This window comes from Microtetraspora sp. NBRC 16547, from assembly GCF_030268965.1.
Lineage (GTDB): Bacteria > Actinomycetota > Actinomycetes > Streptosporangiales > Streptosporangiaceae > Microtetraspora.
In genome coordinates this window covers 335778-353152 of the sequence record NZ_BSSE01000004.1, presented here as the reverse complement: position 1 = coordinate 353152, position 17375 = coordinate 335778, and the positions used below count along the sequence as shown (strand labels likewise).

The following is a 17375-nucleotide window of genomic DNA, read 5'->3' as shown; positions in this document are numbered from 1 at the left end:
CTGTACAAAGACCGTTCAAAGCGTGCAACGTCCCCGTTGTGGCGTGAGTTCCCGTTCGACCCCGACTCCCTTAGGCTGCGACAGAATGCAGGAGGGAAGGAGAGGCCGATGGCGACGACCCCGGCCAGCCTGGCCTACGCGGAGGAGTTCGTCCCCGAGGACGAGATCCTGCAATCCGCGCGCCGGCGCGGCATCGAGGTGGGAGCGCCCCCGATCCTGCCCGGAGGCGGGGCGGCGCTCTGCTTCCTCGCCACCGCGATCAACGCTCGCTCGGTGGTCGAGGTCGGCACGGGCTGCGGCGTCTCCGGGCTGTGGCTCCTGCGCGGCATGCGCCAGGACGGCACGCTGACCAGCGTCGACTCCGAGCCGGAGCACCAGCGGCTGGCCCGTCAGACGTTCGCGGAAGCCGGTTTCTCCGGCAGCAGGATCCGGCTGATCGGCGGCCGCGCCCTCGACGTGCTCCCCCGCCTGGCCGACGGGGGATACGACCTCGTCTTCTGCGACGCCGCCAAGCAGGAGTACGGCGACTACCTGGCCGAGTCCGTGCGGCTGCTGCGCCCGGGCGGGATCGTCGCGTTCGACAACGCCCTCTGGCACGACCGCGTGGCCGACCCCACCCAGCGCGACCCGGACACCGTCGCCGTACGGGAGCTGGGCAAGCTGGTGCGCTCCGACGACCGGCTCCGCCCGCTGATGCTGCCCCTCGGTGACGGCCTGCTCGCCGCGGTAAAGCTAACCCAGTGACGTGAGGTAGTGCAGCAGCAGCCGGACGCCGAATCCGGTGCCGCCCTTGGTGACCTCGCCGTCGTCGGCGGTCGCCCGCGCGGGCCCGGCGACGTCCAGGTGCGCCCACGGCCGGCCGCCGGTGAACTCCCTGAGGAAGAGCGCGGCGGCCACCGACCCCGCCGAACCGGACATCTTCCTGTCGACGTTGGCCAGGTCGGCGATGTCGGAGTCGAGGTCGGCGCGATAGTCGTCGATCAGCGGCATCCGCCACAGCCGGTCGCCGCTGGCCTCCCCCGAGGCCAGTAGCGCGTCCGCCAGCGGCTCGTCCGTCGCATAGAGCGCGCCCAGCCGCAGCCCGAGCGCGACCTTGGCCGCTCCGGTGAGGGTGGCGATGTCGATCACGATGTCGGGCTCGAGCTCGGCGTCGGCGTAGGCGAGCGCGTCCGCCAGCACGAGCCGGCCCTCGGCGTCGGTGTTCAGGACCTCGACGGTGCGCCCGCCGTACTGGGTGATGACGTCGCCTGGCCGCTGCGCGGACCCGGAGAACGCGTTCTCGGCGCACGCCACGAGCCCGGTGACCCGCACCGGCACTCCGGCCGTCGCGAGCGCCCCCATCACGGCGATGACGGTCGCGCCGCCCGCCATGTCGGTCTTCATCGTCTTCATGCCCTCTTCGGGCTTGAGCGACAGGCCGCCGGTGTCGAACGTGATGCCCTTGCCGACGAGGACGACGTGCCGGGTCGCCCCCTCGGGGGCGTAGGTGAGCTCCACGAGCCTGGGCGGGGTGGCCGATCCCTGCCCGACCGCGCGGATGCCGCCGAAGCCGACGAGCGCGGCGTCCTCACGGAAGCCCAGACCCGCGTCGGCGGCGACCGACCGCGCCTGCTCCGCGAGCCAGGCCGGGGACTTGATCGACGCCGGAGTGTTGATCAGGTCGCGGGCCAGCGCCGTCGCGCGGGCGATCGTCTCGCCCCGCCGCAGCGCCTTCTCGTCTCCGCCCACGAAGACGATCTCCGGAGGCGTACGGCGCGTACCGATCCTGAACGTGTAGGACGCGAGCAGCGCGCCCTCGGCCAGCGCGGCGGCGTCGGCGGTGTCCGAGGGGTCCGTGGAGTCCGGCACCCGGATGTAGACGGTCGCGCCGCCCTTGACCTTCCTGGCCACGGAGGCACCCGCCTTGCGCAGGTCGGCGGCCGAACCGCGGCCGATGCCGTACAGGAGGACGCGGCGGATGCCCGACCCGAGCGCGACCGGGACCTCGACGACCTCTCCCGGATCCCCCTTGGCCTCGTAATGGGACAGCAGCGCTTCCACCGGCAGAGGTAGCTCCGTCGGAGGAGCGAGATCGTGTCCGAACGGCACGGCGACGAACCGGGCGTCGGCGGCGGGCTCGGCGACGAAGGCCGGCGTGGTCTCTATCGGCACAGGCACCTCCAACAAGGCGGCCCCGGCACCGGGAACATCCCCGCCGCCAGGGCCGAAAATCGAACAGGTCGGCTGGGAGTCAGCCGACCACCTTCTTCAGTGCGTCTCCAAGGGCGCCGGCCTCGTCCGCCGAGAGCTCGACGACGAGCCGGCCGCCACCCTCCAGGGGGACCCGCATGACAATGCCCCGGCCTTCCTTGGTGACTTCCAGCGGACCGTCGCCAGTCCGCGGCTTCATCGCCGCCATGCGTGTATCCCTTCCCACATCGCCGGCTCCCCGGGGGTGGCCGACATATTCACGTCTTGTGTGATGGCCTATTATCCCGCCTCTGAGCTTAAAAAGGTAACGACCATGCCCCGTCCAGTCGATCAAAGGACGTCGGATATGCATTGTCGGCCGCGGATCCTGACAGCACACTGGGTGGGGTGAACGCCCGGGCCGCGCTTTTCGATCTTTACGGAGACCACCTCCGTACCCGCGGCTCACGCGCGTCCGTGGCCGCCCTCGTCCGGCTGCTCGCGCCACTCGGCATCGCCGCTCCGGCCGTTCGCACCGCGATCTCCCGGATGGTCCGCCAGGGCTGGCTCGATCCCGTACGGCTGCCGCACGGCACGCCGCCCTCGCCGGCGACCCGCGCGAGCTGGTGGCCCGTGCCTGGAATCTCAATTTCCTGTTCCGCGATCCCGGGCTGCCCGCCGAACTGTTACCCCCGGACTGGCCGGGAGAGAAGGCCCGCCTTTACTTTGAGCGGGAGGCCGCCCGGCTGCTTCCGGCCGCCGCCGCGTTCGTCGACCTGAACATGGATGGAGCTCATGACCACCGCCAATGACGTCGCCAGCGAGGTTTCCTACGAGATCGGCGACGCCGTCGCCACGATCACCCTGAACCGTCCGGACGCGATGAACTCGCTGACCAGCTCGATGAAGTCCAAGCTGCTGGCGGCCGTGGAGCGCGCGAGGGACGACGCGTCCGTACGCGCGGTGCTGCTGACGGGCCGGGGCCGCGGCTTCTGCGCCGGCCAGGACCTGCGCGAGCACGCGGACAACCTGGAGCGCGGCCGCGGCCTCGACGACACGGTCCGACGGCACTACAACCCGATCGTGCGGGCGCTCACATCGATGGACAAGCCGGTCGTCGCCGCGGTCAACGGGGTGGCGGCGGGCGCGGGCGCCGCGCTGGCGTTCGCCTGCGACTTCCGGGTGGCGTCGGACAGGGCGAAGTTCGCCATGGCGTTCAGCGGGATCGGCCTGGCTCCGGACTCGGGCGCGTCCTGGACGCTGCAGCGCCTGGTGGGACCGGCCCGGGCTCGCGAGTTGCTCCTGCTCGGCGACGTCGTGGACGCGGGCCGCGCGCTGGAGCTCGGCCTGGTCTCCCGGGTCGTCCCCGCCGACGAGGTGCTGACGGTGGCCCGCGAGCTGGCCGTACGGCTGGCGCAGGGGCCCACGCGGGCGTACGCGGCGACCAGGAGGGCGCTGGACTACGCCGCCTCGCACTCGCTGTCGGAGGCGCTCGACCTGGAGGCGGAGCTTCAGGACGAGTGCGCGGCCACGGCCGACCACGCGGCCGCGACCAAGGCGTTCGTCAACAAGGAGCAGCCCCGGTTCGACGGCCGCTGACGTCGTCCCGCACCCAGCAGTCGGCCAGGTGGTCGTTGACCAGCCCGATGGCCTGCATGAGCGCGTAGGCCGTGGTGGGCCCGACGAAGCGGAAGCCGTTCTTCTTCAGCTCCTTGGCCAGCGCCTTGGACGCCGAGGTCTGGGCCGGGATGTCCGTGTTGGTGTGGGGCACCGGCGCGGACAGATCGGCATATTTCCACACCAGGTCGGACAGGCCGCCGGGCAGGTCCAGCGCGGCCCTCGCGTTGGCGAGGGCCGCCTCGATCTTGGCGCGGTTGCGGACGATGCCCGCGTCGCCCATCAGCCGCTCCACGTCCGACTCGTCGAACGCGGCGACCTTCGCTATGGAGAACCCGGCGAAGGCGGCCCGGAAGTTCTCTCGCTTGCGCAGGATGGTCAGCCAGGACAGGCCGGACTGGAACGCCTCCAGCGTGACCCGCTCGAAGACGCCGTCGTCGCCGCGGACGGGCCGGCCCCACTCCTCGTCGTGGTAGGCGATGTAGTCGGGCGCCGAGGTGGCCCACGCGCACCTGATCACCATGCGTCCTCCTCCCGGGTCCCGGTGGCGGCCGCCGTCGCGACCTCGGGGCGGGACGCGGCGTCTCCCGCCGGTTCAGCGGCTTCGGCCGGCTCTGCCCGGTCGGCGTCGCCGGACGCGTTCGCGGGGCCCTCGGGCTCCACAAGGGCCGCGGAGTATGCGGAGTGTTCGGGCTCCGGGGGCACGGCGGGGACCGCGGCGTCCTGCGGGTGACCGTACAGCCGGGCCGTGACCAGCTCGGCGACGCGCTGCTCCAGGGCGGCGATGTGGAGGTCCCGCTCGCCGAGTGCGACCCCGACCCGATGGAGCGTCTCGTCGACGGCGTCCGTCTGGTAGCCCACGAGACCGATCGGCAGCTGGAGCGCGGCCAGGTCGGCCGCCTCCATCTGTCCGCCGGCGGGGAGGACGAGCGGCGGCACATCCGGCGTGAACACGGCCAGCGCGCCGCCATGGCCCTGAGAGACCATCACCGTGACCCCCACGACGGCGACCGCGGCGAGGACGAGAACGACCAGCACATACGAATCGTGCCACAACGTGGGAGCATCGAAGAATGACGCTGGTACTCGGTCCCGATGACCCGATCGACCTGGAATGGGCGCCGGCCGACTCCATGACGGAGGTTTCCGACCTCGTGCGGGCCGGCCGTACGGTCGTGGTGACCCTGCCGGATGATCCCACCGAGGCGGTCGCGGCCGCCGCCGTCTTCGCCTGGGCGGGAGCGCGGGTGTTCCGCGCGACCCCGGAGACGGCCCGGGACGTACGGCTCGCGGTCGAGATGACCGAGTCTCTGGCCGGGCGGCGGCCTCCGGCCCTAACTCGGCGTGGCCTCGCCTAGCTCCTCCGGCGTGGGGCGGAGTTCGAGGCCGGGCTTCTCCAGGAGGTCGAACGCCTCGTGGACGTCGGTCGCCCAGGAGATGGCGTCGAAGACCCCCGGCCGGGTGAAGCCCTGGTCGTACATGCCGTCCACCAGCTCGCGCAGCGGGGTGTAGAGCCCCCAGGGGTCGAGGACGACGAGCGGCTTCTCGTGCATGCCGAGCACGCGGGAGGTCCAGATCTCGAAGAGCTCCTCCAGCGTTCCGATGCCGCCCGGGAGGACCAGGAAGGCGTCGGACCTGGCGTCCATGAGGCCCTTGCGCTGCCGCATGTCCGTGGTGACGATCAGCTCGTCCGAGTCCGTGTCGGCGATCTCGATGTCCACCAGCACCTCGGGGATCACGCCGATGGTGCGGCCGCCGCCCCGCCGCGTCGCGCGTGCGACGGCGCCCATGCAGGAGACGATCGCTCCCCCGCTGACCAGCCCGTGGCCGCGCCTGGCGATCTCGGCGCCCACCTCCGTCGCGAGATCCACATATTTGGGGTCGATCTTCTGGCTGGAGGAACAGAACACGCAGATGAACATCGCTCCACCTTAGAAGCTCGGCTATTGGGCGTCACCGATCGTGTGGCGGCGGGCGGCCTCCTCCCTGCGGGCCGTTCCCTCCTGCTTCCGGTCGGCCGCCACGATGATCTCGACCGCCTCGTCCGGGTCGTCGGTGAGCCGGATCAGGTCCACGTCGGCCGGGGAGACCTTGCCGGACGTGACGAGCGTGGAGCGGATCCAGTCGATCAGCGGCGTCCAGAACTCCGTGCCCATCAGGACCACGGGGAACGAGGTGACCTTGCGGGTCTGAACCAGGGTGAGCGCCTCGAAGAGCTCGTCGAGCGTGCCGAACCCGCCGGGCAGGGTCACGAACCCGGAGGAGTACTTGACGAACATCGTCTTGCGCACGAAGAAGTACCGGAACTCGACACCGAGATCGACGTACTCGTTCATGTGCTGTTCGTGCGGGAGCTCGATGCCGAGCCCGACCGACACTCCGCCGCTCTCCAGCGCGCCCTTGTTGGCCGCCTCCATCACGCCGGGGCCGCCTCCGGTGATCACGGCGAAACCGGCCTCGGCGAGAGCGCGGCCGAGCCGCGCGCCCAACTCATATTCCTTGGAGTCACGGCCGGTACGCGCGGACCCGAAGACGGTCACGGCCGGAGGGAGTTCGGCGAGGGCGCCGAAACCCTCAACGAACTCCGACTGGATGCGCAGCACCCTCCAGGGGTCCATGTGGAGCCAGTCCGTGGGCCCCCTGCGGTCGAGAAGGCGCTGGTCATAAGTGGAGTCGGGAACCATGCTGCCCCGGCGGACGGAGGGGCCCTGGCGGCGTTCCCTGCGGATGGTAGTCATGCCGATCACGCTAGTGGACGCGTCAAAACAATCTTGAAAAATCGCGGAACCGGGATTCAACCGGCCCACGTCTAACAGCCGAGGGTGCTGCTCGGGATGAAAGTGGCTTTCCCCGCCAAATGGCCGGCGAGGAAAGCCACTTTCTTCATTTAGGCGCAGATCAGCCCACGCGGATCACGTCGCGCGGATCACACCGAGCCCGTCAGTCGCGGGCGCACCGACCAGGCGCATCAGGCAGGTGGATCAGGACAGCCAGGCGGTCATCCGGCGCTCGCACTCAACGATCTTGGAGAGCTCGGCGTGCTCGTCGCGCCGATGCGCCACGTTCGGGTCGCCGGGACCGTAGTTGACGGCGGGGATGCCGAGTTCGGAGAAGCGGGCCACGTCGGTCCAGCCGTACTTGGCCCTGGGGACGCCGCCGACGGCCTCGGCGAAGCGCGCGGCCACCGGGTGGGTCAGCCCGGGACGGGCGGCCGGGGCGGCGTCGGTGAACCGCACCTCGAAGTCGGCGAAGACGTCGCGGACGTGGTCCTTCGCCTGATCGACCGAGAGGTCGGGGGCGAACCGGTAGTTGACCGTCACCACGCACTCGTCCGGGATCACGTTGCCCGCCACCCCGCCGCGGATCCCGACCGCGTTGAGGCCCTCGCGGTATTCCAGCCCCTCCACGACCGGCCGCCTCGGCTCGTACGCGTTGAGCAGGTCGAGGATCGGCGCGGCGGCGTGCACGGCGTTGGCCCCCTGCCACGACCTGGCGCTGTGCGCGCGCACGCCGTGCGTCACGATCTCGGCCCGGAGCGTGCCCTGGCAGCCGCCCTCGATCAGGCCGTGGGTCGGCTCCATCAGCACCGCGAAGTCGCCGGCCAGCCAATCGGGGTGATTACGGGTGAGCCTGAGCAGACCGCTGCGCTCGGCCTCGATCTCCTCGCAGTCGTAGAACACGAAGGTGAGGTCGCGGTTCGGCGCCTCCAGCAGGCACAGCTTGAGCATGACGGCGACCGCGCACTTCATGTCGGAGGTGCCGCAGCCGTAGATGAGGTCGCCCTCCACCCGCGAGGGCAGGTTGCCCGCCACAGGGACGGTGTCCACGTGCCCGGCGATCACGACGCGCTCCGCGCGGCCGAGTGCCGTACGGGCGACGAGGGCCTCGCCGTCCCTGTCGACGGACAGGTGCCCGAGGGGGCGCAGCGCCTCCTCGATGGCGTCGACGATCGCCTTCTCGTCGCCGCTGACCGACTCGATGTCCACCAGCCGCGCCGTCAACGCGCGCACGTCCGCGCTCAGGTCCAGGCTCATGTCCGTGCCCTTGTCCGTGTCCGTGTCCGACCGCATGGTCCCCGAGCCTATCTCTCAGAGAACCCGGACCATCTTCGCCCCGGATGCCGCCTCCGAGGCCAGCCAGCCGTCGTGCCCGTCGGAGGCGGTCCACGACACCCCGTCGTACCGGATCTCGCGCAGGCCATACCGCTGGGCGTGCGTGACGTACCAGCCGGCGACCAGCCAGGCCTGCTTGGCCGACGAGTCGTCGCCCAACTCGCGGAGCAACTGCTTGCGCGCGACCTCGGGGCGGAAGTCGACCGGCTGATCCGGCGGCGGATACCAGCAGCGCACGGCCTTCGGGACGCGCCCGGAGAACGCGCCGGCCAGGATCCTGGCCTGCGTCTCGTGCTGCGCGTACGCCGAGCCGTCCGCGGAGCGCTGTACGGCCTGGGCCGCCTCGTGCAGCGGCATCTTGTGGTAGCCCTTGACCTTCTCCAGCGCGACGAAGAACTTCCTGGTCGCGTACACAGGGTCCTGAAGCTGCTTGGAGGTGCCCCAGCCCTGCGAGGGCCGCTGCTGGAAGACGCCCACCGAGTCGCGGTCGCCGTAGGGCAGGTTCGTGAGCTTGGACTCCTGGATGGCGGTCACGTAGGCGATCTGCAGGGCCCGCTCGGGCAGGCCGCGCCGCGCCGCGACGGCGGCGATCGTGGCCGCGATCTCGGACTGCTCGATGTCCAGGTCGAGCGTGCCGTCGGCGGTGGTCATCTTGCAGTGTTCACCGAGCGCGAACGGCTTGGCGCGCTCAAGCAGGTAGTACGCCCCGAAGAAGATGCCCGCACCGAGAACGACGACGATGGCCACGATGGCCAGCGCCGTACGTGAGACGTGTCCGGTCACGCGGCGGACCTCACGAAAGCCGCTCCACCCGGATGGAGCCCGGTGGCAGGGGATGCGCGTACGAGGCGGACCAGCTGCCGCCCTGGACCCGCCGGAAGGCCAGCAGCCTCCCGTCGCCCGCGCGGTAGAGGGCCGAGTCCAGCAGACCACGGTCGGGCAGGCCGGTGGTGCCCTCGGCGCGGAACGCGACCGTGGCACGCCGAACGGGCGAGAACTCCGCGCCCTCTACCATGAGCGTGCTCTTGGCGGGCACCATGCCGTCGGTCGGGACCGTGGTCCAGAGCAGGACCTCCAGGTGACCCGCCCCGTCGGCGCCCGGCTCCCTGCGCTCCTCCACGGACAGCCACTGGTAGCGCCGGTTGCCGTCGTCGAGGAGGTATTCGGTCCGCCGTTCGCCCTGCCGGGACAGATGGAGCGCGCCAATGGCACGGAACCGGACGCCCGCGCAGTGGACGGTGTCGGTCACCTTGATCGTGCGAGGGTCGAAGTATTCCGGCTCGGTTCCCGGGGTCACGCCGGGTGGCGGCGCCTGGGAGCGGCCGGACCGCATCGTGGCCAGCAAGGCGCCCAACACGACGAGCGTCAGGACGCTCAAGGTGAGCACCACCGCTGCCGTCATGCCGGGCGATCCTACTGGAGGCGAAGGACAGCCGCATTTATCCGCTCATCCGTGGCCGTCACGGCGATCCGGACATGCTTCGCGCCGGCCACGCCGTAGAAGTCGCCGGGCGCGACCAGGATGCCACGTCCGGCCAGGGCCTCGACCTGCTCCCAGCAGCCCGTGCCGTCGGTCGCCCACAGGTAGAGCCCGGCCGTGGAGTGCTCGACCCGCCATCCCGCGCGTTCGAGCGCGGGGCGCAGCACGGCGCGGCGGTGGGCGTACCTCTCCCGCTGCTCGTCGGCGTGCGCGTCGTCGTCCAGCACCGCGGCCATGGCGGCCTGGACGGGGGCGGGCATGATCATCCCGGCGTGCTTGCGCACCTCCAGGAGCCGTCGCACCAGAGCCGGGTCACCCGCGACGAAGGCCGCGCGGTAACCGGCCAGGTTGGACCGCTTCGACAGCGAGTGCACCGCGAGCAGGCCCTCGTGCGAACCGCCGCAGACGTCGGGGTGGAGGATCGAGATCGGACTCTCCTCCCAGCCGAGCTCCAGGTAGCACTCGTCGGAGGCGACCACGGCGCCGCGCTCGCGCGCCCAGGCGACGACCTTGCGCAGGTGCTCCGCCGGGAGTACCCGGCCGGTCGGGTTCGACGGGGAGTTCACCCAGACGAGCGGGACGCGCTCGGGGCCGAGCGCCAGCAGGCCGTCGGTGGCGTACGGCGTGGCCCCGGCCAGCCGCGCGCCGACGTCATAGGTGGGATAGGCCAGCTCGGGGAAGATCACCCGCTCGCCGGGCCGTACGCCGAGGAGGGTGGGCAGCCAGGCCACCAGTTCTTTGGACCCGATCGTGGGCAGGATGTCCGCCGCGTCGACACGGACGCCGTGCCTGCGCTCCAACCAGCCCGCGGCCGCCTCACGCAGCCGGGGGGTGCCGTACGTCAGCGGGTAGCCGGGGCTGTCGGCGGCCTCGGCGAGCGCCTTCTGCGCCACGAGGGGCACCGGATCGACCGGAGTGCCGACCGAGAGGTCGACGATCCCGTCCGGGTGCGCCTGCGCGCTCTCCTTGTACGGCGTGAGCCGATCCCAGGGGAAGTCCGGCAACGAGATCAAAAGTGCCCCCTAGTCATCATGAATCCGCCCATCGAGCCTGGACGCTCAATGGGCGGAGTTCCCGCTGGTCAGTGGTCCTCGCCCTGCGGCGGGAGCGCGGCGACGACGGAGTGGTCCTTCTCGATCTTGCCGACCTTGGAGGCGCCACCCGGGGAGCCGAGCTCCTCGAAGAACTCCACGTTGGCCTTGTAGAAGTCCTTCCACTGCTCGGGAAGGTCATCCTCGTAGAAGATGGCCTCGACGGGGCAGACCGGCTCACAGGCTCCGCAGTCCACGCACTCGTCGGGGTGGATGTAGAGCATCCGGTTGCCCTCGTAGATGCAATCGACGGGGCACTCCTCGATGCACGCCTTGTCCAGGACGTCCACACAAGGCTGCGCGATGACGTACGTCACCTTCGGGCTCCTTCTGAGTTGGCACGATTCGACTGCGGGTTGTTCAGACCTAGTATTGCGGTGCCCACCCACAGGCTGAAACGGGAGGGGGACAATCGGCGTGACCTCTCGGCAGGGAGCCCGGCTCGTCGTCGCCATAACCCCCGCAGACGTGGGGAAGAGGGTGACCACGCGACGCGTGGCTCCCGGTGGTTTCCGTGACGCCGTCGGCGTGTTGGAGTCGTGGAGCGCGGGTGTGCTGGCCGTGCGCAAACGGGACGGGACACTCGTGGAGATCTCGGAGGGGACCCTCGTCGCGGCCAAAGTGGTGCCGCCCAGGTAAATCCCGTACACGCTCGGTAAATCCCGCGCGTGCCTCCTCGACCGCCGGTAGCGCCACGTAGAGTATTCGGCGAGTGACCAAACGTGCCAGCGTTGCCGCGATCCTCCTCGTCTCGGTCGTCGCCGCCTGCTCCGCTCCGGCGGGCGAGCCCAAGAAGCTGCCGCCCGCGGACGTGCGCGCCGCCGGTCTGAGCGGCTTCGGCGGCATGGACGGCCTGATCGCCGCCGCCCGCAAGGAGGGCGAGCTCACCGTCATCGGGCTGCCGCACACCTGGGTCAACTACGGACACCTCATCGAGCGGTTCTCCGAGGAGTACGGCATCAAGGTGACCGAGCTGCGGCCCGACGCCAACAGCCAGCAGCAGATCGCCGCGGTGGCCGAGAAGACGCCTCCGGACGTGTTCGACCTGAACCTCGACGTGGCGGTGGCCAACGCGGACAAGTTCGCGCCGTACAAGGTGACCGGCTGGCAGGACATCCCCGACGACCTCAAGGAGGGCAGGGGGCTGTGGTACGCCGCGTACGGCGGTTACATGTCCATCGGCTACGACCCGCGCAAGATGTCCGCGCCGCCGTCCTACGCGGCGCTGCGCAAGCAGGGCATCACAGTCGCGCTGCCCGGTGACCCGCTGCGCAGTGCCTCCGCCTTCAACGGCGTCATGGCGACCTCGCTCAGGAGGGGCAAACCGGACGCCGCCCGCGGGGTCGAGTTCTTCGCCGGGCTCAAGAAGGCGCGCGCGCTCACCGCCCCCGAGCAGGCGACGGCGGTCGTCGACTGGGACTACCTCAACCTGGCGCGCTCCGCGGCCACGACGCAGAACGGCAAACCGACCTGGCTGGTGACGATCCCCCACGACGCGGCCCTCGCCTCCTACTACGTCCAGGCGATCAACAAGAAGGCGCGGCATCCGGCCGCCGCCCGCCTCTGGCAGGAGTTCCTGCTGTCCGACGACGGCCAGAACCTCTTCCTCCGGGGGTACGCCCGCCCGGTCCGGATGGAGGCCATGCAGATGCGCGACACGATCGACCGGGACGCCGCCCGCAAGCTGCCCAAGGCGGTCGGAACGCCGGTGATGCTCACGATTCCCGAGCAGGACGCCGCGAAGTCCTACCTCCAGCAGCACTGGGCGCGGCAAATCGGCTGATTGCGGTCGTGAGTTCGGCGAAGCCGTAAAGTGTGTCCCACACGAGAATGCGAGCCGATCTTGCGATATGAAACCCCCAGCCACACGCGGTGGAACGCTCGCGCCTACGACAATTCCTTCGGCTACGTGTCGGCGCAGGGAGCGCCGCTGGTGGAGCTGCTCGACCCGCAGCCCGGTGAGCGTGTCCTCGATCTCGGCTGCGGCACCGGCGTGCTCACCGCCGAGATCGCCAAGCGGGGCGTACGCGTTCTGGGCATCGACGGCTCCGCCCCCATGATCGAGACAGCCATCGCCCAGTATCCCGGCCTGGACTTCACCGTCGGCTACGGCGACGACTTCACCGTGGTCCAGCCGTACGACGCGGTGTTCTCGAACGCGGCGCTGCACTGGATGAGCCGCGACCCCGACGCCGTGATCTCGTGCGTGCGGATGGCCCTGCGTCCGGGCGGCAGGTTCGTCGCCGAGCTGGGCGGCGCGGGCAACTGCGCCACGCTGACGTCCGCGATGCGCACCGCCTGGCGGGAGCACGGGCTGCGCGAGCCGGAGCTTCCCTGGTACTTCCCCACCCCGGCCGAGTACGCCGTCCGGCTGGAGAAGGGCGGTTTCACGGTGCGCATCCTGGAGTACGTCGACCGTCCCACCCCGCTGGACGAATGCCCCGGCGGCGCGGCCGACTGGGTGCGGATGTTCGCCGGATCGCTCCTCGACGGAGTGCCGCCCGCACTCGTGGAACCGCTTCTGCGCAGGGTGAACGAGCTCGCCGCCCCCGCGCTCAGACGAGAGTCCGGGTGGGTGGCCGACTACGTCCGGCTCCGTTTCGCCGCTGTTCGTCGCTGACGAAATTCCCACTGTCGCAGGGGATTTGTCAGACTATGGTCTGGCTGTACAGACTGATGGGAAAGCGATGAACTTCTGCCTGAGTGACCTTGTGCCACCGCTGCGCTGGAGTGACGCCGCCCGCATCGGAACGCTGACCGCGCCACCCCGTCCGCAGGACGTCCCATCGGACATCCAGCCGGACGACCGGCCGGACGACCGGCAGGACGCCGCCGTGGGCGCGTTGCCGGAGGCGTGGTGGCGCAGCCTGCCCGTCTCCCGCGTACTCGCCGTCCTCGGTCCCGGGGCGCTCGGCGAGTTGGTCACCGAGCTCGCCCTGGAGCAGTGGCCGGCCGCGGCCGTCGGCGACGTGCTCCCCGCCCTGCACATGCTCGACCCGGAAGACGCGGACGACCCCCAGGTCGCGATCGCCCTGGATCGTGCCGGGTCCTGGCCCGGCCTGCTCTCGCTGTCCGCCCGCCAGCTGTCCGACCAGGCGTTCATCAAGGCCCGCCCGGTCCTGACCGCGCTGTTCACCGCCGTGTTCGCGCGGCTCGCGCCGCCGGGCGCGGAACGCTCCGCCGCCGCACGCGCAGTCCAGGAAACCCCCGAGGCGCACGCCGCCCAGGAGCACCCCGCCGCACCGGGCGAGTCCGCCGCGCCCGTCCCGACGGCCGAGCCCGAGAGCCCGCAGGATCCCGCGGAAAGCCCGGATGCGCCCGAACTCCAGGACAGCCTGGACGCGCCCGAACTCCAGGACAGCCTGGACGCGCCCGAACTCCTGGACAGCCCGACCGCACCGGCCGTTTCGGACGACCCGACGACCGATGTGCCGGAAGGGCCTCCCGCCGAGGAACCCGACCTCCCCGCGCTGATCGACGCGGCGTTCGCCGACCTGGACGACAAGACCTGGATGGTCGCCCAGAACCAGGTCTTCGCCGAGACGCCCGCCCCCTCGGAGCAGCTCGCGAAGCTGCTGGCCGTCCCCGTCGAGGACATCGCCGCCGTTGAGGAGTCGCTGCGCGAGCGGCTCTCCGCGTGGCTGGCCGGGCCGGAGGCGGCGCCGTACGACGAGCACGTGAAGCGGGTCGCCGAGACGCTGGGCGTGGCCGCGCCGAAGTCCCGCCTGATCGACGCCGCGCCCTGGCACCGAGGCGAGCTGCCCTCCCTTGAGGTGCCCGCCTGGCAGTTCGTGCTGGCCACGCTGCCCGATCACCGGGTCTCCGGGGACTGGGTGGTGGTCGGCGAGCTGGCCGAGCTGCACGAGAAGACACGCGCCCTCATCCTGGGATCCGAACGGCCGCCCACGGTCACCCGCGCGCTCGAACTGGTCACGTCGCTGGGGATCCATCCCGAGGTCGCCAAGGAGTGGCTGGAGAACGTGCCCCAGCTGCGTATGCGGAGCGGCAACGCCTCCCGGCCGGCCCCCGCTCCGGGCCTGCCGCCGACGCCGGCTCCGGACCCTCCGCCGACATCCGCGCCGGACCCGGCCCCTGTGCTTTCGCCGGACGGCCCCGCACCCGTACCCGCACCCGCGGCGGTACCCACGGCCGCCGGAGATCCCGCGCCCGCGCCCGCTCAGGGTTCCGCGCCGGGTCCCGCTCAGGGTTCCGCGCCGGGTCCCGCTCAGGGTTCCGCTCAGGACTTCTCCCCGGGCTCGCCGCCCGGTCCCTCGCCGGAGGCACCGGCGAAGCAGCAAGGCCAGTTGAAGGACGTCGCGCTCACCCGGCGCTGCTTCCGCCAGCCCGACGGGCGCTGGTGGCTGCGGGTCGATGTGAACGCGCAGCATCTGGAAGGAGCGGAGATCTCCCTGCCCAGCGGATTCGCCGCCTACCTCGGGCTCTCCCCGGGCGGCAGCCGTACCGTGCGAAGCGCCACCGGAGACGTCACGTTCTCGTGGCAGGCCCACCCGGCCCTCGGGTCGCTCCAGCCGACCCTCTCGGAGATGACGGCCAAGGAGGGAAGCCACATCTTCCTGACGCTCTCCGACGAGGGGATGCTGCGGGTACGGCACCTCCCGGCGGCGAGCGGCGGAGATGCGACCGCGCGGGCGCTCCGGCTGGTGGGCTACACCGCGCCGGGAGGCACCCGCGAACAGGCGGGCCGGGTCATCGCCACCAGGATCGGCCTGGCCGGCCCCGTCGGCCAGACCGAGCTCCTCACCCGCCTCCGAGAGCGAGGGGACCGCGACCTCCTGTCCCTGTTGGGTTAGCCGGAGATGCCAAGCCTCGCGATCTCACCGGAATTCGTCAGGAAGCTCGCCGCGCTGGACGCCGCGGCCCGCCGGGACGCCGCCGTCGCGCTGCGGCGGTTCCTGCACAACTCCCTCGCCGCGCCGCACCCCGAGCGGGTGCGCAACGGCCGGGACCCCCGCCTGGCCACCCTGCGCCTGTCCGCCGGCCACCGCGGCGTCGTCGTACGCCAGGAGGACACCTACTGGCTGCTGACCCTGCTGCCTGACGACGAGGCGTGGTCCTACGCCCAGCGGCACCGCGTCGGCGTCAACACGGCCATCGGGGTCGTCGAGGTGTGGGACGCCGAGGCCGTCGACCAGTCCGAGGCCGCCCTGCGGCGGGCCTCACAGGGCAGCGACCACCGCCTGTTCGGCACGTTCTGCGACAACGACCTACTCGACCTCGGCATCGACGCGACGCTGCTCCCGATCCTGCGGCTGATGACCTCGGAGGCCCACCTCACCGGGATCGAGCCGTTCCTGCCGGAGAGCCAGCTCGCGCCGCTCATGGCGCTGGCCAAGGACGGCTCGCCGGCCGCGGCCTGGTCGGAGCTGGACGGCTGCCGCTGCATGGAACCGGGCCCTGGGGATCGGCGGGGTGGGATAGGAACTGCCGACCCCGACGACCTGATCGCGGCACTGCGGCGCAGCCCCGGCCGGGCGGCCTTCGCCACCAGCCAGCAGGAGCTGGAGCGGATCCTCAACGCCCCGCACTGGGCCACGTTCCTCTATCCGCCGCAGCACACCTACTCCAACTGGGAGCGGTACGACCGGCCGACGCTGGTCACCGGAGGCGCGGGCACCGGGAAGACGGTCATCGCCCTCCACCGTGCCGCGTACCTGGCCCGCGCCGGGACCGGACCCGTCCTGCTGGTCACCTTCTCGCAGGCGCTCGCCTCGGAGCTGGCCGCCCGGCTGGACCTGATCATCGATGACGAGACGGTGCGGGAGCGCATCGAGGTGCGCAACGTCGACCGGCTCGCGCACCGCATCGTGTCCGAGGCCGAGGGCCGCCCGCCGACCTTGGTCGGCACCGGCGATCTGGCCGCGCTGTGGCAGGAGGCCGCGGGCAGCAGGTTCGCCGCGGCCTTCCTGCTGCGCGAGTGGGAGCAGGTGATCCTCTCCCAGAACCTGCGCACCCTGGACGAGTACATCGCCGCTCCGCGCTCCGGCCGTACGGTCGAGCTGTCCCCCGAGATCCGCGGCACGGTCTGGCGCGCGGTCCAGTACGTCACCGAGCGGCTGCGGGAGTCCGGCCGCCGTACCCTGCTCCAGCTCGCCTCGGAGGCCGCCGAGCTGCTCGGCCGGTCAACCGGCGACATGCTGGGCGACGAGGCGCCGGGGCGGGAGCCGTACCGGCACATCGTGGTGGACGAGGCGCAGGACCTGCACCCGGCGCAATGGCGGCTGCTGCGGGCGGCGGTGCCGTTCGCGCCGAACGACATGTTCGTCGTGGGCGACCCCCACCAGCGCATGTTCGACACCCGCGTGGCGCTGGCCGGGCTGGGCATCCCCACGCGGAGGTTCCACCTCAAGATCTCCTACCGGCTGCCGCACGAGATCCTGTCGTTCGGCATCCGGCTGCGCGGCGGCGGGCCCGCGGACGGCCTCGTCGAGGGCGTCGCGGAGCTGCACGGCTATCGGGCGCTGCAGCACGGGCCGCGCCCCACGGTCCTCGGGTACGTCTCTCAGGAGGCGGAGCTGGCCGGGCTGGTGTCCCACCTTTCCTCGTGGCTGGCCGACGGCGTGCCCGAAAGCGAGATCGCCGTGGCGGCCCGGACCACCGACCTGGTGCGGGCCGCCCGTACGGCGCTGGAGCAGGCCGGGATCAACGTCAAGGTGACCATGCTGCACGGTATGAAGGGACTGGAGTTCCGGCGTGTGGCCGTGATAGGCGTGGCTGACGGAATCGTGCCGGCACCCGAAGCACTGACCCCTGCCGCCGAGGATCCGACGGCTCGGGCTCACGACCTGCAACGCGAACGGGGGCTCCTCTACGTGGCATGCACGCGGGCCAGCGAAATGCTCTACGTGTCCCACACCGGACGGGCGAGTCCCTTCCTACCCGCCTGAT

General features: G+C 71.2%; 20 protein-coding genes and 1 pseudogene. 10 read left to right on the top strand and 11 right to left on the bottom strand.

The window, feature by feature from the left end:
* Positions 1-108 precede the first annotated feature (108 nt).
* Entirely contained in the window at positions 109-744 is a 636-nt protein-coding gene (locus tag QSK17_RS09030; protein WP_285704080.1) for an O-methyltransferase, read from the top strand.
* Here the strand turns inward: QSK17_RS09030 and QSK17_RS09025 are convergent.
* Both QSK17_RS09025 and QSK17_RS09020 read right to left on the bottom strand, forming a co-directional pair.
* Positions 733-2151, bottom strand: coding sequence for a leucyl aminopeptidase (locus tag QSK17_RS09025; protein WP_285704079.1), 1419 nt, complete (start codon positions 2149-2151; stop codon positions 733-735). The two genes, QSK17_RS09030 and QSK17_RS09025, sit on opposite strands and share 12 nt — an antisense overlap.
* 79 nt (positions 2152-2230) lie before the next feature.
* Positions 2231-2398: a DUF3117 domain-containing protein gene (locus tag QSK17_RS09020; protein ID WP_082777371.1), complete on the bottom strand. Its 168-nt coding sequence runs from the start codon at positions 2396-2398 to the stop codon at positions 2231-2233.
* Between the two features lie 179 nt (positions 2399-2577).
* Between QSK17_RS09020 and QSK17_RS09015 the strand changes: the two are divergent.
* The 3 genes and pseudogenes from QSK17_RS09015 to QSK17_RS09005 all read left to right on the top strand — a co-directional run.
* Positions 2578-2688 (top strand): annotated as a pseudogene (locus tag QSK17_RS09015) (PaaX family transcriptional regulator C-terminal domain-containing protein); the annotation flags it as partial.
* 107 nt (positions 2689-2795) lie between these two features.
* A complete protein-coding gene (locus QSK17_RS09010; protein ID WP_285704078.1) occupies positions 2796-2981 on the top strand; it encodes a PaaX family transcriptional regulator C-terminal domain-containing protein in 186 nt (61 codons plus the stop codon).
* Positions 2965-3768: an enoyl-CoA hydratase-related protein gene (locus tag QSK17_RS09005; protein ID WP_285704077.1), complete on the top strand. Its 804-nt coding sequence runs from the start codon at positions 2965-2967 to the stop codon at positions 3766-3768. The genes QSK17_RS09010 and QSK17_RS09005 overlap by 17 nt, the downstream gene beginning before the upstream one ends.
* Here QSK17_RS09005 and QSK17_RS09000 read toward each other — a convergent pair.
* The gene (locus QSK17_RS09000; RefSeq protein ID WP_285704076.1) at positions 3734-4309 is read right to left on the bottom strand and encodes a DNA-3-methyladenine glycosylase I; all 576 of its coding nucleotides are present in this window, start codon (positions 4307-4309) and stop codon (positions 3734-3736) included. The two genes, QSK17_RS09005 and QSK17_RS09000, sit on opposite strands and share 35 nt — an antisense overlap.
* Complete coding sequence (locus QSK17_RS08995) at positions 4303-4824, bottom strand: hypothetical protein (protein WP_285704075.1); 522 nt, start codon at positions 4822-4824, stop codon at positions 4303-4305. Before QSK17_RS08995 ends, QSK17_RS09000 begins: the two co-directional genes overlap by 7 nt.
* A gap of 35 nt (positions 4825-4859) precedes the next feature.
* On the opposite strand from QSK17_RS08995, the gene QSK17_RS08990 reads away from it, so the two are divergent.
* Entirely contained in the window at positions 4860-5144 is a 285-nt protein-coding gene (locus QSK17_RS08990) for a hypothetical protein (RefSeq protein ID WP_285704074.1), read from the top strand.
* Here the strand turns inward: QSK17_RS08990 and QSK17_RS08985 are convergent.
* The 7 genes from QSK17_RS08985 to fdxA all read right to left on the bottom strand — a co-directional run bounded on the left by QSK17_RS08985 (position 5121) and on the right by fdxA (position 10786).
* Complete coding sequence (locus QSK17_RS08985) at positions 5121-5708, bottom strand: LOG family protein (protein ID WP_285704073.1); 588 nt, start codon at positions 5706-5708, stop codon at positions 5121-5123. The two genes, QSK17_RS08990 and QSK17_RS08985, sit on opposite strands and share 24 nt — an antisense overlap.
* A gap of 21 nt (positions 5709-5729) precedes the next feature.
* The gene (locus QSK17_RS08980) at positions 5730-6524 is read right to left on the bottom strand and encodes an LOG family protein (protein ID WP_285704072.1); all 795 of its coding nucleotides are present in this window, start codon (positions 6522-6524) and stop codon (positions 5730-5732) included.
* A 243-nt stretch (positions 6525-6767) separates the two neighbouring features.
* On the bottom strand, positions 6768-7856 hold the full coding sequence (gene dapE, locus QSK17_RS08975) for a succinyl-diaminopimelate desuccinylase (RefSeq protein ID WP_285704071.1): 1089 nt from the start codon (positions 7854-7856) through the stop codon (positions 6768-6770).
* An 18-nt stretch (positions 7857-7874) separates the two neighbouring features.
* Entirely contained in the window at positions 7875-8681 is an 807-nt protein-coding gene (locus QSK17_RS08970) for a hypothetical protein (protein ID WP_285704070.1), read from the bottom strand.
* Positions 8682-8691: 10 nt separating this feature from the next.
* Positions 8692-9300, bottom strand: coding sequence for a DUF4178 domain-containing protein (locus QSK17_RS08965; RefSeq protein ID WP_285704069.1), 609 nt, complete (start codon positions 9298-9300; stop codon positions 8692-8694).
* An 11-nt stretch (positions 9301-9311) separates the two neighbouring features.
* Positions 9312-10391 (bottom strand): succinyldiaminopimelate transaminase, encoded by a 1080-nt coding sequence (gene dapC / locus QSK17_RS08960; protein ID WP_285704068.1) that lies wholly within the window; start codon positions 10389-10391, stop codon positions 9312-9314.
* A gap of 68 nt (positions 10392-10459) precedes the next feature.
* The gene (fdxA, locus tag QSK17_RS08955; RefSeq protein ID WP_285704067.1) at positions 10460-10786 is read right to left on the bottom strand and encodes a ferredoxin; all 327 of its coding nucleotides are present in this window, start codon (positions 10784-10786) and stop codon (positions 10460-10462) included.
* Between the two features lie 100 nt (positions 10787-10886).
* Here fdxA and QSK17_RS08950 point away from each other — a divergent pair, with 100 nt between their 5' ends.
* The 5 genes from QSK17_RS08950 to QSK17_RS08930 all read left to right on the top strand — a co-directional run bounded on the left by QSK17_RS08950 (position 10887) and on the right by QSK17_RS08930 (position 17374).
* Positions 10887-11108, top strand: coding sequence for a putative acetyltransferase (locus tag QSK17_RS08950; RefSeq protein WP_285704066.1), 222 nt, complete (start codon positions 10887-10889; stop codon positions 11106-11108).
* Between the two features lie 73 nt (positions 11109-11181).
* Positions 11182-12252 carry an ABC transporter substrate-binding protein gene (locus QSK17_RS08945; protein WP_285704065.1) on the top strand — a complete coding sequence of 357 codons (1071 nt, stop codon included), beginning with the start codon at positions 11182-11184 and terminating at the stop codon, positions 12250-12252.
* Positions 12253-12312: 60 nt separating this feature from the next.
* Entirely contained in the window at positions 12313-13089 is a 777-nt protein-coding gene (locus QSK17_RS08940) for a class I SAM-dependent methyltransferase (RefSeq protein WP_285704064.1), read from the top strand.
* 67 nt (positions 13090-13156) lie between these two features.
* On the top strand, positions 13157-15280 hold the full coding sequence (locus tag QSK17_RS08935; RefSeq protein ID WP_285704063.1) for a hypothetical protein: 2124 nt from the start codon (positions 13157-13159) through the stop codon (positions 15278-15280).
* Positions 15281-15286: 6 nt separating this feature from the next.
* Entirely contained in the window at positions 15287-17374 is a 2088-nt protein-coding gene (locus QSK17_RS08930; protein ID WP_285704062.1) for a UvrD-helicase domain-containing protein, read from the top strand.
* The last annotated feature ends 1 nt before the right edge of the window (position 17375 follow it).

Bases quoted from the DNA above. Each gene is read 5' to 3' on its own strand.
- QSK17_RS09030 (WP_285704080.1), top strand. From the start codon at position 109: ATGGCGACGACCCCGGCCAGCCTGGCCTACGCGGAGGAGTTCGTCCCC.
- QSK17_RS09020 (WP_082777371.1), bottom strand. From the start codon at position 2,398: ATGGCGGCGATGAAGCCGCGGACTGGCGACGGTCCGCTGGAAGTCACC.
- QSK17_RS09005 (WP_285704077.1), top strand. From the start codon at position 2,965: ATGACCACCGCCAATGACGTCGCCAGCGAGGTTTCCTACGAGATCGGC.
- QSK17_RS09000 (WP_285704076.1), bottom strand. From the start codon at position 4,309: ATGGTGATCAGGTGCGCGTGGGCCACCTCGGCGCCCGACTACATCGCC.
- QSK17_RS08990 (WP_285704074.1), top strand. From the start codon at position 4,860: ATGACGCTGGTACTCGGTCCCGATGACCCGATCGACCTGGAATGGGCG.
- QSK17_RS08985 (WP_285704073.1), bottom strand. From the start codon at position 5,708: ATGTTCATCTGCGTGTTCTGTTCCTCCAGCCAGAAGATCGACCCCAAA.
- QSK17_RS08980 (WP_285704072.1), bottom strand. From the start codon at position 6,524: ATGACTACCATCCGCAGGGAACGCCGCCAGGGCCCCTCCGTCCGCCGG.
- dapE (WP_285704071.1), bottom strand. From the start codon at position 7,856: ATGCGGTCGGACACGGACACGGACAAGGGCACGGACATGAGCCTGGAC.
- QSK17_RS08965 (WP_285704069.1), bottom strand. From the start codon at position 9,300: ATGACGGCAGCGGTGGTGCTCACCTTGAGCGTCCTGACGCTCGTCGTG.
- QSK17_RS08935 (WP_285704063.1), top strand. From the start codon at position 13,157: ATGAACTTCTGCCTGAGTGACCTTGTGCCACCGCTGCGCTGGAGTGAC.
- QSK17_RS08930 (WP_285704062.1), top strand. From the start codon at position 15,287: ATGCCAAGCCTCGCGATCTCACCGGAATTCGTCAGGAAGCTCGCCGCG.